This window comes from Burkholderia sp. MSMB1459WGS (assembly GCF_001534535.1).
GTDB lineage: Bacteria > Pseudomonadota > Gammaproteobacteria > Burkholderiales > Burkholderiaceae > Burkholderia.
Window position 1 is genome coordinate 1 of the sequence record NZ_LPMU01000029.1, and the last position, 16005, is coordinate 16005.

General features: G+C 67.3%; 12 protein-coding genes. 6 read left to right on the forward strand and 6 right to left on the reverse strand.

The window, feature by feature from the left end:
- The coding region (locus tag WT97_RS12605) for a YadA-like family protein (protein WP_179949773.1) at positions 1–435 on the forward strand (435 nt) is incomplete at its 5' end.
- Between the two features lie 115 nt (positions 436–550).
- Positions 551–1213, forward strand: coding sequence for an OmpA family protein (locus WT97_RS12610; RefSeq protein ID WP_060353549.1), 663 nt, complete (start codon positions 551–553; stop codon positions 1211–1213).
- A gap of 199 nt (positions 1214–1412) precedes the next feature.
- On the opposite strand, the gene WT97_RS12620 is transcribed toward WT97_RS12610, so the two are convergent.
- Positions 1413–1601, reverse strand: a complete 189-nt coding sequence (locus WT97_RS12620) for a hypothetical protein (RefSeq protein ID WP_059504075.1) — start codon at positions 1599–1601, stop codon at positions 1413–1415.
- A 197-nt stretch (positions 1602–1798) separates the two neighbouring features.
- Here WT97_RS12620 and WT97_RS12625 point away from each other — a divergent pair, with 197 nt between their 5' ends.
- Together WT97_RS12625 and uvrA are read left to right on the forward strand one after the other, a co-directional pair.
- Entirely contained in the window at positions 1799–2014 is a 216-nt protein-coding gene (locus WT97_RS12625; protein ID WP_059504060.1) for a DUF3820 family protein, read from the forward strand.
- Between the two features lie 219 nt (positions 2015–2233).
- Positions 2234–8128, forward strand: a complete 5895-nt coding sequence (gene uvrA / locus WT97_RS12630) for an excinuclease ABC subunit UvrA (protein ID WP_060353550.1) — start codon at positions 2234–2236, stop codon at positions 8126–8128.
- Between the two features lie 88 nt (positions 8129–8216).
- On the opposite strand, the gene WT97_RS12635 is transcribed toward uvrA, so the two are convergent.
- The 3 genes from WT97_RS12635 to WT97_RS12645 form a co-directional block, all read right to left on the reverse strand.
- Positions 8217–9158 (reverse strand): amino acid ABC transporter substrate-binding protein, encoded by a 942-nt coding sequence (locus WT97_RS12635; RefSeq protein WP_060353551.1) that lies wholly within the window; start codon positions 9156–9158, stop codon positions 8217–8219.
- Positions 9159–9171: 13 nt separating this feature from the next.
- Positions 9172–10479, reverse strand: a complete 1308-nt coding sequence (locus WT97_RS12640) for a dicarboxylate/amino acid:cation symporter (RefSeq protein WP_059793716.1) — start codon at positions 10477–10479, stop codon at positions 9172–9174.
- A gap of 244 nt (positions 10480–10723) precedes the next feature.
- The gene (locus tag WT97_RS12645; protein WP_060353552.1) at positions 10724–11641 is read right to left on the reverse strand and encodes a LysR family transcriptional regulator; all 918 of its coding nucleotides are present in this window, start codon (positions 11639–11641) and stop codon (positions 10724–10726) included.
- Between the two features lie 175 nt (positions 11642–11816).
- On the opposite strand from WT97_RS12645, the gene gltP reads away from it, so the two are divergent.
- Both gltP and WT97_RS12655 read left to right on the forward strand, forming a co-directional pair.
- Positions 11817–13145 (forward strand): glutamate/aspartate:proton symporter GltP, encoded by a 1329-nt coding sequence (gltP, locus tag WT97_RS12650; RefSeq protein WP_060353553.1) that lies wholly within the window; start codon positions 11817–11819, stop codon positions 13143–13145.
- 65 nt (positions 13146–13210) lie between these two features.
- Positions 13211–14470, forward strand: a complete 1260-nt coding sequence (locus WT97_RS12655; RefSeq protein WP_060353555.1) for an aminotransferase class V-fold PLP-dependent enzyme — start codon at positions 13211–13213, stop codon at positions 14468–14470.
- Between the two features lie 256 nt (positions 14471–14726).
- Here WT97_RS12655 and WT97_RS12660 read toward each other — a convergent pair whose 3' ends face one another.
- Complete coding sequence (locus tag WT97_RS12660; RefSeq protein ID WP_060353554.1) at positions 14727–15548, reverse strand: OmpA family protein; 822 nt, start codon at positions 15546–15548, stop codon at positions 14727–14729.
- Positions 15549–15564: 16 nt separating this feature from the next.
- Positions 15565–16005: YadA-like family protein (locus tag WT97_RS12665; protein ID WP_179949774.1), on the reverse strand; the 441-nt coding region annotated here is incomplete at its 5' end.

Consider the following 16005-nt stretch of genomic DNA (forward strand, 5'->3'; position numbering starts at 1 on the left):
AGCAACGATGGCGGGCGCTCGAACGTGGTCGCGGTCGGCTCGGCCGATTCGGCGCGACAAGTCGTGAACGTCGCGGCCGGCACGCAAGGCACCGACGCGGTGAACGTGAACCAGTTGAATGCGGTATCGAACCAGTTCACGCAGTCGCTGAACACGGTCAACAACCAGCTCACGCAGATGCAGCAGCAGATCCAGCAGACCGATTCGATGGCCCGCGAGGGGATCGCCGCGACCGCCGCGATGGCGTCGATCCCGCACATGGACCGCGATTCGAACTTCGCGATGGGGGTCGGCACGGCGACGTTCCAGGGCCAGAAGGCCATGGCGGTCGGCATGCAGGCGCGCATCACGGAGAACCTGAAGGCGACGCTGAACGGCGGTTTCGCCGGCAGCCAGCGCGTCGTCGGCGCGGGCATGCTGTATCAGTGGAAGTGATCGCGCGCAGCGGTTCGTTCCGGCACACGGTGCCGGGGCGGGCCGCGCCGAACGCAAACGCATGCGCGTGCGGCCGCGCCGCACGCTGCGCCCATCGCATTCTCGGAGTAATCAAGTGAAAAACATCCATCTTGCACTGCTGGCGTCCGTCGTTTCCCTCGCGGCCTGTTCGAGTGCGTCGGGGCCGACGTACAACGCGTACGAACTGCAGTCGCGCAACGGCATCCGAACGTTCCAGGTCGACTGCCACGGCATCCTGTCGACCGCGAAGACCTGCATGAAGGTCGCGACACGCATGTGCGGCAACGAGCCCGTGCGCCTCGTCGACACCACCACGCCGTACCGCGACGGCGCCGATCCGCATTCGATCGTGTTCCAGTGCGGCGCGGCGCCCGCACCGGCCGCCGCGGCCGTTGCGCCGGCGCCCGCGCCGGTCGAGAAGGTGAGCCTGACCGGCGATGCGTATTTCGCGACCGACTCGGCCGTGCTGACGCCCGCGGCCACCGCCGCGCTCGACACGCTGCTGAACCAGCAGGCCGACCGGCATTTCTCCCGCGTGGAAGTGGACGGCTATACCGACGCGACCGGTTCGGATGCGCACAATCAGGCGCTGTCGAAGCGCCGGGCGGATGCCGTCGCCGCATACCTGCGCGAGCACGGGCTGAAGGCGGATTCGTTTGCCGCGGCCGGTCATGGGGAAGCCAATCCGGCGGCATCGAACGATACCGCCGAAGGGCGCGCGCGCAATCGTCGCGTGGAAATCTCGCTGCAGAAGTAGGATGCCGCGACCGGGTTGCCGCAAGCGCGGCCGTCGAAGCAGGACGGCTTGCTTGCGGCGATGATGCTCGACGCGGACGACGGCGACGGGAAAGGGCCGTCGCGGCGTGCGCATGCGGTCCGTCGCATGAACGCCGTCGCCCCACGGCGACATGCGTCCGGCCTGCGAATCGTCATCCGCACGGGCCGTGAATCGACGCTCAGTGCCTGATCATGCAGACGGCCACGATCTCGTATCCCGGGTCGGCATGCGCACTTGCGGCTTTCTCCGCTTCGTCGTACGAACTAAAGGATGCGGCATCCTCGATGGCCGGCGCCATGCCGATATCGCCGTCCTCGGCGGTGCACAGGAACTGCTCGCCGGTCTTCACGACGTAGGTGGACATCATGATTCCCTCCATGGTGTGCAGGGGGAAGTTCCAGTCTAGCAGGCGGGAAGGAAGTCGGCGGCAGACGCGAGTCCCGGCCGTCAATCGGGGCCGGTTCGTCGATTCGGCCGGCCGCGAAGGGCCGGATTCGCGGCCGTGGGCCGGCGTGGAGCGGCGAGCGCGCGGCGGGAGAGCGCAAAGCCGTGCACAATACGCGCATGCATGCCCCCGATCTCGAGCGCCTCGTCGCCGTCACCATGCCCTTCGGAAAATACAAGGGCCGACTTATTGCCGACCTGCCCGGACCTTACCTCAACTGGCTGGCTCGCGAAGGGTTCCCGCGCGGCGAACTCGGCCGACAGCTCGCGCTCATGCACGAGATCGACCATAACGGCTTGCGGCACCTGCTGGAGCCGCTGCGCAAACCCGCGTAGCACGGCGTCGCGCCCGGGCGGTCGCCCGATTCGCTGACGGCGAGGGGTTTTCGCGCCTTCGCCCGTTCATGGAAAACTGTATGAATATACAGTATAGTATCCGTCGAACCGGGCCGCGCGCAGGCATCCCTTGTCGCGGCCCGCGCCGCGCCTGCGGGCATCCGCCGCAGCGTTCCGGCACCGTGAACTCTGGCTAACTCATTCAGACGGGCAGGCAAATTGTCATCCAGCAATCTGATCCGCATTCGCGGAGCACGTCAGCACAACCTCAAGAATCTCGATCTCGACCTGCGCACCGGCGAAATGACGGTCGTGACCGGCCCGTCGGGCTCCGGCAAGTCGAGTCTCGTGTTCGACACGCTGTACGCGGAGGGCCAGCGGCGCTACGTCGAAACCTTCAGCGCGTACGCGCGCCAGTTCCTCGACCGGATGGATCGCCCGCAGGTGGAGCGCGTCGACGGCGTGCCGCCCGCGATCGCGATCGACCAGACCAACCCGGTTCGCAGCTCGCGATCGACCGTCGGCACGATGACCGAGCTGAACGATCACCTGAAGCTGCTGTACGCGCGCGCGGCCGAGCTGTTCGACCGCAAGACCGCGCGGCAGGTGCGGCACGATACGCCGGAGACGATCTACGCGGAACTCGTCGCGCGTACGCGGGCGGACGATCCGCGCGTCGTCGTCACGTTCCCGGTCGAATTGCCGGAAGCGGTGTCCGACGAGGAAATCGCGCAGTGGCTGTCGGCGAGCGGCTACACGCGCGTGCAGGCGCAGCGCGAAATCGCGTCGCCCACCGGGGCGCGCAAGGTGCTCGACGTGGTGGCCGACCGTTTCCGCGTGCAGCAGGCCGACAAGGTGCGGGTGGTCGAGGCGATCGAGGCGTCGCTCAAGCGCGGCGGCGGCCGCGTGAACGTGTACGTGCTGGCGCCGGAGGCTGAAAACGCGGTCGCCGAGCCGCAGGTGTGGCGCTTCTCCACCGGGTTGCACGATCCCGACAGCGACCTGCGCTACGCGGAGCCGCAAGCGGCGCTGTTCTCGTTCAACTCGGCGTACGGCGCGTGCGAAACCTGTCGCGGCTTCGGCCGCGTGATCGGCGTCGATCTCGGCCTCGTGATCCCCGATGCGCGCAAGACGCTGCGCGGCGGCGCGATCAAGCCGATGCAGACGCCCGCGTGGAAAGAGTGTCAGGACGACCTGATGCGCTACGCGGCGAAGGCCGGCATCCGGCGCGACGTGCCGTGGTCCGAGCTGACGGATGCCGAGCGCGACTGGGTCGTCGACGGCTCGCCGGACTGGAACGGCAAGTGGCAGAGCCAGTGGTACGGCGTGAAGCGCTTCTTCGGCTACCTCGAATCGAAGGCGTACAAGATGCACATCCGCGTGCTGCTGTCGAAATACCGCAGCTACACGCCGTGCGACGTGTGCGGCGGCGCGCGCCTGAAGACGGAATCGCTGCAATGGCGGCTCGGCTCGAAAGAGAATGCCGACGGCGTGCTCGCGCCGGCCGATCGCTTCATGCCGCGCGGCGTCGACTGGAGCCGCGCGCAGCTCGAGGCGCTGCCGGGCCTGACCGTGCACGACCTGATGCTGCTGCCGATCGAGCGCATCCGGCGCTTCTTCGACGAAATCGTGCTGCCGAGCGCGCTGCTCGACGATGCATTGAAGCTGCTGCTCGCCGAGGTGCGCACGCGGCTGAAATACCTGTGCGACGTCGGGCTCGGTTACCTGACGCTCGACCGGCAGAGCCGCACGCTGTCGGGCGGCGAGGTGCAGCGGATCAACCTGACGACGGCGCTCGGCACGTCGCTCACGAAAACCCTGTTCGTGCTCGACGAGCCGAGCATCGGGCTGCATCCGCGCGATCTCACGCGGATCGTCGAGGCGATGCAGCGGCTGCGCGACGCGGGCAACACGCTGGTCGTGGTCGAGCACGATCCGTCGGTGATGCTCGCGGCCGATCGACTGATCGACATGGGCCCCGGCCCGGGCGAACGCGGCGGCACGATCGTGTACGACGGCACGCCGGGCGACATCCGTTCGGCGCACACGCTGACGGGCGAGTATCTCGGCGGCCGCAAGCAGGTCGCGCATGCGTCGAACTGGGCGCGCCGTCCGGTCGATGCGAGCACGCCGCGCATCGTGCTCGAAGGCGCGACCGAGCACAACCTGCGCGACGTCACGGTCGAGATTCCGCTGCAGCGGCTCGTGTGCGTGACGGGCGTATCCGGCTCCGGCAAATCCACGCTGCTGCAGGACGTGCTGTATCCGGCGATGGCGCGGCACCACGGCAAGGCGACCGAGTCGCCGGGCGCGTTCCGCAGCCTTACGGGTGCCGACCAGGTCGGCGACGTCGTGTTCGTCGACCAGTCGCCGATCGGCAAGACCACGCGTTCGAACCCGGCGAGCTACGTCGGCGCGTTCGACGAAATCCGCAAGCTGTTCGCGAAGGCGCCGCTCGCGCTGCAGCGCGGCTACGGCGCCGGCACGTTCAGCTTCAACTCGGGCGACGGCCGTTGCCCGACCTGCGGCGGCTCGGGCTTCGAACACATCGAAATGCAGTTCCTGAGCGACGTCTACCTGCGTTGCCCGGACTGCGACGGCAGCCGCTACCGCGCCGAGATTCTCGAAGTGCGCATCGAGCGCGCGGGCCGCGCGCTGAACGTCGCCGATGTACTCGACCTGACCGTCAGCGAAGCCGCCGCGTTCTTCGCGACCGATGCCGAGGTGCTGCGCGTGCTGCAGCCGATCGTCGACGTCGGCCTCGAATACGTGAAGCTCGGCCAGCCGGTGCCGACGCTGTCGGGCGGCGAGGCGCAGCGCCTGAAGCTCGCCGGCTTCCTCGCCGAGTCGGCGGCGGCAGCCAACGGCCGCCGGGTCGCGACGGAAGAGGCGCGCATCGCGCGCGCGAAGCTGTTCATGTTCGACGAGCCGACCACCGGGCTGCACTTCGACGACATCGCGAAGCTGATGCAGGCGTTCGGCAAGCTGCTCGCAGCCGGCCATTCGCTGATCGTGATCGAGCACAATCTCGACGTGATCCGCGCGGCCGACTGGCTGATCGATCTCGGCCCGGAAGGCGGCGATGGCGGCGGCTTCGTGCTGTGCGCGGGCACGCCCGACGACGTGAAGGCCTGCGCCGGATCGCATACCGGCGTGGCGCTGCTGCAGTACGACCGCGCGATGGACGGCGCAGCGGCGGTTGCCGACGAAGGCGTGCCGCTGCAGGCCGTGCTGAACGCGGCGCGCGCGCGCCGTGCGGTCGAGGGCGAGGACGTCGTGCGGATCGTCAACGCGCGCGAGCACAATCTGAAGTCGCTCGACGTCGACATCCCGCACGGCAAGTTCAACGTGATCACCGGCGTGTCGGGGTCCGGCAAGTCGACGCTCGCGTTCGACATCCTGTTCCACGAAGGCCAGCGCCGCTATCTCGAATCGCTGAACGCGTATGCGCGCTCGATCGTGCAGCCGGCCGGTCGCCCCGAGGTCGACGCGGTGTACGGCATTCCGCCGACCGTCGCGATCGAGCAGCGGCTGTCGCGCGGCGGGCGCAAGAGCACGGTCGCGACCACGTCCGAGGTGTGGCATTTCCTGCGGCTGCTGTATGTGAAGCTCGGCCTGCAGCACTGCATCCACGACGGCACGCCGGTCACGTCGCAATCCGTCGAATCGATCGCCGCGCAACTGCTGCGCGATCATCGCGGCGAACACGTCGGGCTGCTCGCGCCGCTCGTCGTCAACCGCAAGGGCGTGTACACGGATCTCGCGAAGTGGGCGAAGGCGCGCGGCAGCACGCATCTGCGCGTCGACGGCGAGTTCGTCACGGTCGATCCGTGGCCGAAACTCGACCGCTTCCGCGAGCACACGATCGAATTGCCGGTTGCCGATATCGTCGTGTCGCCGGACAACGAGGCCGAGTTGCGGCGCAGGCTCGACGAGACGCTCGAGCTCGGCAAGGGCGTGATGCACCTGCTCGCTCCGCTCGACGGGCTGCACGATGCGATGCGCAACGATCATTCGACCGCCGGGGTCGGCGCGGTCAAGGTACTGTCGGTCAAGCGCGCGTGCCCGGTGTGCGGCACGAGCTATCCGGAGCTCGACCCGCGGATGTTCTCGTACAACAGCAAGCACGGCTGGTGCACGACCTGCGTCGGCACCGGCGTCACGCTCACGCGCGAACAGCGCGCCGCGTACGACGACACGGTGCTCGCCGAGGACGGCCGCGGCCGCGAACAGACGCTGCCGTCGGACGAGCAGGAGCCGGAGGGCGTCGGCAACGAGCCGTGCCCGGATTGCGGCGGTACGCGGTTGAACCCGGTCGCGCGCGCGGTCACGTTCGATGCACATCCGATCGTCGAGGTCGCGCAATGGACGGTGTCGGACACGCGCCGCTGGATCGACGCGCTGGAACTCGCCGGACGCGACGCGAAGATCGCGCGCGACATCGTCAGCGAGATCGGCAGCCGCCTCGCGTTTCTCGAGGAAGTCGGGCTCGGCTACCTGAGCCTCGACCGCGCGGCACCGAGCCTGTCGGGCGGCGAAGCGCAGCGTATCCGGCTGGCCGCGCAACTCGGCAGCAACCTGCAGGGCGTCTGCTACGTGCTCGACGAGCCGACGATCGGCCTGCATCCGCGTGACAACCAGATCCTGCTGGACGCACTGCGCAAGCTCGGCGACAAGGGCAATACGCTGGTCGTCGTCGAGCATGACGAGGACACGATCCGCCGTGCCGATCACATCATCGACGTCGGCCCGGGCGCCGGCAAGCGCGGCGGCACGCTGGTCGCGCAAGGCGCGGTCGCCGATCTCGCCGCGCAGGCCGATTCGGTGACGGGGCGGCTGCTCGCGCAGCCGATGCTGCACCCGCTGCAGCCGCGCCGCAGCGTGAGCCTGCCGGGCAAGAAGGGCGGGGTGGCGGTGCCGGAAGCGTGGCTGACCGTGCATGGCGCCAGGTTGCACAACCTGCGCGACGTCACGGTCGGCATTCCGCTCGCGCGGCTCGTCGCGGTGACGGGCGTCAGCGGGTCGGGCAAGTCGACGCTCGCGCGCGACGTGCTGATGACGAACCTGCTCGACGCGGTCGGCCGCTCGGTGCTGTCGTCGCCGGCCACGCGGCGGGCGCGCAAGGCGGCACAGCAGGACGCGCCGGCTGCCGAGCGCCGCTCGAGCGTGCTCGCGCGCAGCGCGCCGCGGCCGTCGCTGAACGTCACGCATGCGTGGCAGGGCTGCGAGTCGCTGAGCGGCTGGGAGCAGATCGATCGCGTGCTCGAAGTCGATCAGACGCCGATCGGCAAGACGCCGCGCTCGTGCCCGGCCACCTACATCGGCGTGTGGGACACGATCCGCAAGCTGTTCGCCGATACGCTCGAAGCGCGCGCACGCGGCTATACGGCGTCGCGTTTCTCGTTCAATACCGGCGACGGGCGCTGCCCCGCGTGCGAAGGGCAAGGCGTGCGCACGATCGGCATGAGTTTCCTGCCCGACGTGAAGGTGCCGTGCGACGTGTGCCACGGGCAGCGCTTCAATCCGGAAACGCTCGCCGTCACGTGGCGCGGCCGGAACATCGGCGACGTGCTGACGATGGAGATCGACGAAGCGGTGGAGTTTTTCGCGCCGATCTCGAACATCGCGCATCCGCTGCAGTTGATGAAGGACGTCGGGCTCGGCTATCTGACGCTCGGCCAGCCGTCGCCGACCCTGTCCGGTGGCGAAGCGCAGCGCATCAAGCTCGTCACCGAGCTGACGAAGGTGCGCGACGACATCACGCGACGCGGCCAGAAGGCGCCGCACACGCTGTACGTGCTCGACGAACCGACGGTCGGCCTGCACATGGCGGACGTCGCGAAGCTGATTCGCGTGCTGCACCGGTTGGTGGATGCGGGGCATAGCGTCGTCGTGATCGAGCATGACCTCGACGTGATCGCGGAAGCCGACTGGATCATCGATCTCGGGCCGGAAGGCGGGGTGGGCGGCGGCACGATCGTCGCGGCGGCGCCGCCGGAAGCGCTCGTGCAGGTGAAGGCAAGCCATACCGGGCAGGCGCTGAAGCCGGTGCTGGCGCGAACCGTCACCGAAGGCGCCGAAGCGGAGCGGCAGGGGGCCGCGCGGGTCGGCTGAGCGCGCTGCATCCGGCGAGCGGCCCCGGTGCCTGGCGAGGCATCGGGGCCGTTCTTGTTTCGTCATGCGTCGCTCATGTCGACGCCGCTCAATTCCCGTTGACGCCGATCGTCTCGATGATGGTTTCCAGTTGCGGGCTCATCGGCAGGTTGAGACTCAAGCCCGACGGAAGCGGACGCAGGAACCAGCGCTTGTACTGGCGCGCGATCTCGCCGTCGGCGGCCAGCTCCTGGAACGTGCTTTTCACGAGCTGGGCGAGCTGCGGATCGTCCTTGCGAAACATGATTCCGTACGGGTCGTAGGACAGGAAGTCGCCCACCACGTCGTACTGGCCGCCCTTGTTCGCGTTCTCGGCGATCAGCCCGTACAGCAGCACGTCGTCCGTCGCGAACGCATCGGCGCTGCCGTTCGCGACGAGCGCGAAGCCTTGCGCATGGTCCGGCACCACCTGTAGCTGGATCCCGAGCCTGAACCGCTCGTTCAGGTCGCGCAGCGCCTTCTCGTTGGTCGTACCGGCCGTCACCGCGACCTTCTTTCCCGCGAGATCGCGGAACGAGCGGACCGGCGCGCCTCGTTTCACCATCACCTTCGTGCCGGCCACGAAGATGATCGGCGAGAACGCCACGCGCTTCTGGCGCTCGAGGTTGCTGGTCGTGGAGCCGCATTCCAGATCGACCTTCCCGCTGACCACCGCGTCGATGCGGTTGTCGGACGTGACCGGCACCCAGCGAATTGTCAGGTTCCGGTTGACCGCATCCTCGATCGACGACACGAGCGCCTTGCACAGCTCGATCGAATAGCCGATCGGCTGGTTGCGCGCGTTCAGGTACGAGAACGGTATCGACGCATCGCGATAGCCGAGCGCGATCGTGCCGCTGGCGCGCACCTTCGCGAGCGTGCCGGTCAGTTGGGCCGGCGCGACCGGCTCGACGCGCGGCGGCGTCGACGGCGCATCTTCCGCGCGCGCGGTCGCGCCCGTGGCGAGCAGGCCCGCGAGCGCGAGCGCACGCCAGAATCGCTGCATCTTCATCGCCGGGCCTCCGTCAGACTTCCGTCGGATGTGCGATCGTCGCTTCCTGTTCCGCTTCGATGCGCGCCGCATTGGCTTCGGCGTCCGCTTCCGACAGGAGCTGGCCTTCCCATTTCGCGACCACCGCGCTGGCGATCGAGTTGCCCACCGCATTGGTGGCCGAGCGGCCCATGTCGAGGAACGTGTCGACGCCGAGAATCAGCAGCAGCCCGGCCTCCGGAAGCCCGAACTGGTGCAGCGTGGCCGCGATCACGACGAGCGATGCGCGCGGCACGCCGGCCATCCCTTTCGACGTCAGCATCAGAACCAGCAGCATCGTGATTTGCGTGCCGAGCGACAGGTGCTGGTTGTACGCCTGCGCGATGAACAGCGACGCGAACGTGCAGTACATCATCGACCCGTCGAGGTTGAACGAATAGCCCATCGGCATCACGAAGCTCGAGATCTTGCGGCGCACGCCGAAACGGTCGAGCGCGTCGAGGATCTTCGGATACGCGGCTTCGGAGCTGGCCGTCGCGAACGACAGCATGAACGCTTCCTTGATCAGCACGAGCAGCTTGAACACGCGAGGGCCGAGGAACAGGAACCCCGCACAGACGAGCAATGCCCAGAGCAGGAACAGGCTGATGTAGAAGTCGCCCATGAACACCGCGAACTTCAGCAGTACCGACAGCCCGTTGACCGCGACGGTGGCGGCCATCGCGGCCATCACCGCGAGCGGCGCGAGCTTCATCACGTAGCCGGTGATCTTGAGCATCACGTGCGACAGCTGGTCGATCGCGGCGATCAGGATCTTGCCGCGCTCGCCGAGTGCGGCGAGCGCGACGCCGAAGAACATCGAGAACACGACGATCTGCAGGATTTCGTTGTTCGCCATCGCCTCGGCGATCGATCTCGGCACCATGTGGCCGACGAAATCCTTCAGCGTGAACTTGGACGTCGCGAGGTTCGCGGATGCGCCGATGTCCGGCAGCGGCAGGCCGAGGTTCTCGCCGGGCCGCAGCAGGTTCGCCATCAGCAACCCGAGCAGCAGCGAGACCAGCGACGCGGTGACGAACCAGCCGATCGATTTCGCGAACACGCGCCCGACCGACGCCGCGTCGCCCATGTGCGCGATGCCCACGACCAGCGTGGAGAAGACGAGCGGCCCGATCACCATCTTGATCAGCCGCAGGAACACGTCGGACACGAGCGAGATGTAGCCGGCGATTTCGGCGGCGGCTTTCCTGTCCGGAAAGCTCGTGAAGATCATGTAGCCGATCACGATGCCTGCCGCCATCGCGATCAGGATCCAGACGGCTGCAGCATTCTTTTTTCGCATCGTGAGCCTCCCATGCAGCGGTTTCGCAATCGGGGATGGGAGGACGATACAGGACCAGAATCGCGATGAACAGTGCAACCGGCTCCGGGTTTGCGCTAGCGTCGGATATGTCCGGGTGGGCGACGGCGATTGCGCCGGTGGCGCTTCGTGCCTGCGGCAGCGGGCGCAACCGGATACGGATTGATGCGGCGCAGCAGATCGCCGGTTCCGCCGGAGGGCGGTGGGCAGCGCCGCGCCATTCGCCCTAGTCGTGCGCCCGCGGATCCAGCAGGCTCGTGTTGAAATCGCACGACTGCGCGGCGAGCCGGACGATCTCGGCGATCAACGAATGGGCGCGTTCGGCGCGATGCAGCGCGACGTAGCGAACCGGCGGCAGCGCCGGCTGCGTGCGCACGATCTCCAGCGCGTCGCAAGCGACGAGGTGCGCGACGCATGCCTTCGGCAGATAGCTGATTCCGAGCCCCGACAGCGTCAGGCCGATCTGCGCGAGCAGGCTGTTGCTCGACAGCACGCGCTGAGTCGCGACGCCGTGTTCCTGCAGAAAGCGCGTGTACAGGTGCCCGGTGCCCGACAGGTTTCCCTGCAGGATCAGCGGAAACCGCGCGAGGTCCGTCAACGACAGGGCGGCCCGGGACGTCGGCACGAATCCGGCTGCGCACATCCACGCGTTGTCGACCTCGCCGACCGCCGTCGCCGTGAACGCGTCCGTCGCATGAATCTGCGGGACCACGATCAGATCGATCGTGTCGGCCGCGAGCCGATCGCGCAGCGTCGCGGTCAGGTCCACCTCGGCCTCCACGTGCACGCGCGGATACGCGGCCTGGATCGCCGCGATCAAGCGCGGCAGCCACGTCAGCGCGGTCAGTTCGGTCACGCCGATCCGGACATGCCGCACCAGCGCTTCCTTCGAGCTCATCCGCTCGACCACGCGGTCGCGCTGTTCGAGCAACGCCTTCGCGTGCTCGAACAGCTCCGCGCCCTTGTCGGTGAGCCGCGCGCTGCGATGCGCACGATCGAACACGGTCAGGTCGAACGTGCGTTCGAGTTCCTGGATCCGCTTCGATACGGCCGACTGCGTCGTGTTCAGGCGCGTCGCCGCGGCGTCGAACGAGCCGAGCCGAACGATCCAGTACAGCGCTTCCATCTGCTTGAACGTCAGCATCGCGAGTCACTCGATAGATGAAGAAAAGCGATATGTTCTCATGTCAAAAAATCGCTTTTTTTACATATTTCGGCTGTTTAAGGTGCTCCCGTGGCGTCGCCGGGCGCGTGCGTTCACCAGAAAACGCGCCGCATCGCACCCATCGTTCAATCGACCCCTCATTCCTGGAGACTGCATGGACACCGTCATCGATTCCCCGCCCGCCGCCGGCGCCGCCCGCAAGCCGCGCGTCGGTCTTGCGTGGCAGATCGTCATCGGCCTCGTCATCGGCATCGCGACCGGGCTCGTGCTGAACCGGTTTCCTCAATTGCGCGACGCCGCCGTGTCCGGGTTGCTGCAGCCGGCCGGCGACATCTTCATCAAGCTGGTGCGGATGATCGTCGTGCCGATCGTGTTCACGAGCATGGTGATCGGCATCGCCGGCGTGGGCGACGGCAAGTCGCTCGGCCGTCTCGGCATCAAGACGCTGCTCTATTTCGAAGCGATCACGACGATCGCGATCGTGCTCGGGCTCGTGATCGGCAACGTGTTGCAGCCCGGCGTCGGCACCGACATGTCGCAACTCGGGCACACCGACATCTCCCGTTACCAGCAGACCACGCAACAGGTGCAGCAGGCGCACCACGGGCTGATGGCGCTGGTGCTCGGCATCATCCCGGACAACATCGTCGCGTCGATGGCGAAGGGCGACCTGCTGCCGGTGATCTTTTTCTCGCTGCTGTTCGGGCTTGGGCTGCAGTCGGTGCCGGAAGAGCATCGCAAGCCGGTGCTCACGATGCTCAAGGGCGTCGCCGACGCGATGTTCAAGGTGACGAACATGGTGATGCGCTATGCGCCGGTCGGCGTGTGCGCGCTGATCGCGGTGACCGTCGCGAGCTTCGGCTTCGGATCGCTGCTGCCGCTGCTGAAGCTGGTCGCCGTCACTTACTTCGCCATCCTGCTGTTCGCGATCGCCGTGCTCGGCGTGACCGCGCGGCTGTTCGGGTTCCGCATCCTCACGCTGCTGCACGTGATCAAGGACGAACTGATCATCGCGTTCTCGACCTGCAGCTCGGCGACCGTGCTGCCGCAGCTGATGAGGAAGATGGAGGACTACGGCGTGCCGAAGAGCATCACGACGTTCGTGGTGCCGACCGGCTACACGTTCAATCTGGACGGCGCATCGATCTATCTCGGCATCGGCACGCTGTTCGTCGCGCAGCTCTACGGCGTGCACCTCGGCTGGCAGCAGCAGGTGCTGCTGACGCTGACCATGGTCGTCACGTCGAAGGGTGCCGCCGGTGTGCCGGGCTTCATGTTCGTGATCATGCTCGCGACGCTCGCGAGCGCGGGGCTGCCGCTCGAAGGGCTCGCGTTCATTGCCGGCGTCGACCGGATCATGGACATGGGCCGCACCGCGCTGAACGTCGTCGGCAACGCGCTCGCGCCGCTCGTCATCGCGAAATGGGAAGGCCGGTACGACGCGGAAAAGGGCCGCGCGTACGTCGAATCGCTGCGCGGCTGAATGCCGCCATGAACGCCGCCATGCACACATCGCACAACATTCCGAAGCAAACAGGAGCATCGAAGATGAGCAGTCCCCGTGGAGCATTTTTTCCCGACGCGTTGATGGAGCAGATCAAGTCGCGCTTTCATCACGTCGATCGCGACATCGGCGGCCGCGAGCGGCTGTTCTTCGACAACGCGGGTGGGTCGTTCCGGTTGAAGGCCGCGGTCGACGCGTACGCACGGATCGATGCGCTGCCCGATTGCCCGGAACGCATCCACGCGCGCGCACTCGATCTGCAGGCGATCCAGTCGCGCGGCGAGGACGACGTTCGCACGATCCTGAACGCGCAGGGCGGCAGCGTGTATGCGTCGCTGACTGCATCGGGTGCGATGTTCGACATGGTGCGCGCGATCATGGAAAACGTGCCGGGCACCAATGCGGTGACGACCGTGCTCGAGCATCCGTCGTCCTACGATGCGATGACGTATTACGCGGAACGCACCGGCAAGACGCTGCGCATCGCGCCGAGCAATCCGGAGACCGGCGGCGTGGACGTCGATGCGATCGTGTCGCTCGTCGATGCGGATACCGCGCTGCTCAGCGTGATGGCGGCGTCGAACATTTCCGGCGCGAAATTCGACATCGAGACGATCGTCACGCGTGCGCGCGCGAAGAAGCCCGACCTGTTCATCGTCGTCGACGCGGTCCAGCATGCGCCACACGGGATCATCGATCTGCAGCGCACGCCGGTCGACGGGATCAACTTCGCCCCGTACAAGTTTTTCGGATGCCGCGGCTCGGGCATGTCGTGGCTGTCGCCGCGCGCGGCGGCATTGCCGCATCACCGGCTCGCCGCGAAGGAGACTGGCGTATGGGAACTCGGCAGCCCGGCGCCCGCGCAGTTTTCGGTCGTATCGGCGATCGTCGATTACGTGGCCTGGATCGGCCGGTATTTCATCGATTCGGACGACCGGCGCACGCTGTTCGTCGAGGGCATGCACCGGATCGAGCTGCATGAGCGCGCGCTGCTGGCCGCATTGCTCGACGGCTTGCGCGCGATCGACGGCGTCGACGTCTACTGGGATCATGACGATCTGACGCAGCGCGACCTGATCGTCGGGATCGGCTTCGCGCATCTCGAACCGACGCAGGCGGTGCGGGAATACGAGAAGCGCGGTGTGATCGTGTACGAGCGCGTCGCATCGAGCCTGTATTCGGGCCGGATGCTGAAATCGTTCGGGCTCGCCGGCGCGGTGCGGATCTCGCCGCTCCATTGTCATGCGCCGGACGATATCGCACGATTCCTGGCGATAACCGCAGCGCTCGCGGCGCACCGCTGATCGACGACACGGCCCGGATCGTCCGGGGCGTGTCGCGTTCGTGCCGTCACACCGGCCACGCAACCGGTTGCGGCTACGGGAAGCGGGCCGATCGGCCCGTGTCGTTACATGCCGAGCGGGTCGTTGTGCTCGCCGCGCCGGCCGCTAGCGCCGTGGAGCCGGCGAGCGCGCATGACTCGTCGCCCGGCGCACCCGACGACCGTCGGCTACGTCACATCGCACAATCGGCGCAGCCGCGGCCCCGCGCAGCACGAACTCAGTGCTGCCCGTACACGGTAATGGTCACCCGTCGGTCTTTCTGCAGGCACGCGATGACGGCCGGCGTTTCGCCGGGCGGACAACGCGAGACCGGTTGCGACGATCCGGCACCGTCGGCCCGAATGCGAGCGGCGTCGATCCCGTGCGTCACCAGGTAGCGTTTCACGGTCTCTGCCCGCGCCAGCGACAGTGCACGATTGCTTTCTTCCGAGCCGATGCGATCGGTGTGGCCGACCACGTCGATGTTCGTCGCGCCGGCTTCGTCGCGGATTTTCGCAATCGCGGCGTCGAGCTCCGCGCGACCGCCCGGGAGCATCGAATCGAGGCTCGACTGCGCGAACGGAAACAGTGCCTCCCCCTGGATCGTGTACTGCTCGAGGGGGGCCGGCCGGGCGGCGGCTGCCGCCGGCACCGTGTCCCGCACCCAGTCCGCGCACTGCGGATCACGCCAGTACGTCGCGCTCACGCGCATGTTCTTGTCGAACTGCACCTGGTACTGGCAGGACACCACCTGGTCGCCGCGACGGAAGTCGAACAGGTAGTTCCACACGTGGTTGCCCACGAACCATTCGTGAAAGTGCGGCGGCCCGATCAGATCGTAGAGCTGATCCTTGTTGAGGCCCGTACTGACGTTGCGCAGGTTCGCGACGTTCACGAACGTGCCGCCCGCGGGCGACGCGGACGCCGCGTCCGGAAAGCGGGGCGGCGTGTGGGGCACCGCACATCCCGTCATGGCGACGGCAGTCGCGACGCACGCCGCGAGCAGCACAGCCTGTTGAGTTTTCATGGTTCGCTTGTTGTTCCGTTTCATGTTTCGCATCGAATCGCCCGTACGCTTACCACTGATAGCCGGCGCCGACCACGGCGCCGTACGTGCCGCGCGTGTTGGTCGACACGGCCGCCTTGTAGATCCAGTGGTTGTTCTCCGAAATGGTCGAGATGCCGAGCGCCTGCCCCGACTGGCCGCGGTACACGCTGCCCGCGATCGCGACCATGCTCTTGCCCGGGCCGGACGGCTGCGGCAGACCGGCCACGGCCATCGCCGTCGCCGTGCCGCCGTCCGCGTCGCGGCGATAGCTGTCGAGGCTGTCGCGCAGGCTCGCCACCTGGCCGTCCGTGTAGCTGTTCGCTTGCGACAACGCGCTGCCTACGCTCGCATTCAACTGGTTCACGTTCACCGCGTCGGTGCCTTGCGTGCCCGCCGCGACGTTCACGACTTGTCGCGCCGAATCGGCCGAGCCGACCGCGACCACGTTCGAGCGCCCGCCATCGTTGCT

Coding starts and splice junctions, on each gene's coding strand:
- WT97_RS12660 (WP_060353554.1), bottom strand. CDS start 15,548: ATGCGAAACATGAAACGGAACAACAAGCGAACCATGAAAACTCAACAG.
- WT97_RS12620 (WP_059504075.1), bottom strand. CDS start 1,601: ATGATGTCCACCTACGTCGTGAAGACCGGCGAGCAGTTCCTGTGCACC.
- gltP (WP_060353553.1), top strand. CDS start 11,817: ATGGACACCGTCATCGATTCCCCGCCCGCCGCCGGCGCCGCCCGCAAG.
- WT97_RS12655 (WP_060353555.1), top strand. CDS start 13,211: ATGAGCAGTCCCCGTGGAGCATTTTTTCCCGACGCGTTGATGGAGCAG.
- WT97_RS12635 (WP_060353551.1), bottom strand. CDS start 9,158: ATGAAGATGCAGCGATTCTGGCGTGCGCTCGCGCTCGCGGGCCTGCTC.
- WT97_RS12640 (WP_059793716.1), bottom strand. CDS start 10,479: ATGCGAAAAAAGAATGCTGCAGCCGTCTGGATCCTGATCGCGATGGCG.
- WT97_RS12645 (WP_060353552.1), bottom strand. CDS start 11,641: ATGCTGACGTTCAAGCAGATGGAAGCGCTGTACTGGATCGTTCGGCTC.
- WT97_RS12625 (WP_059504060.1), top strand. CDS start 1,799: ATGCATGCCCCCGATCTCGAGCGCCTCGTCGCCGTCACCATGCCCTTC.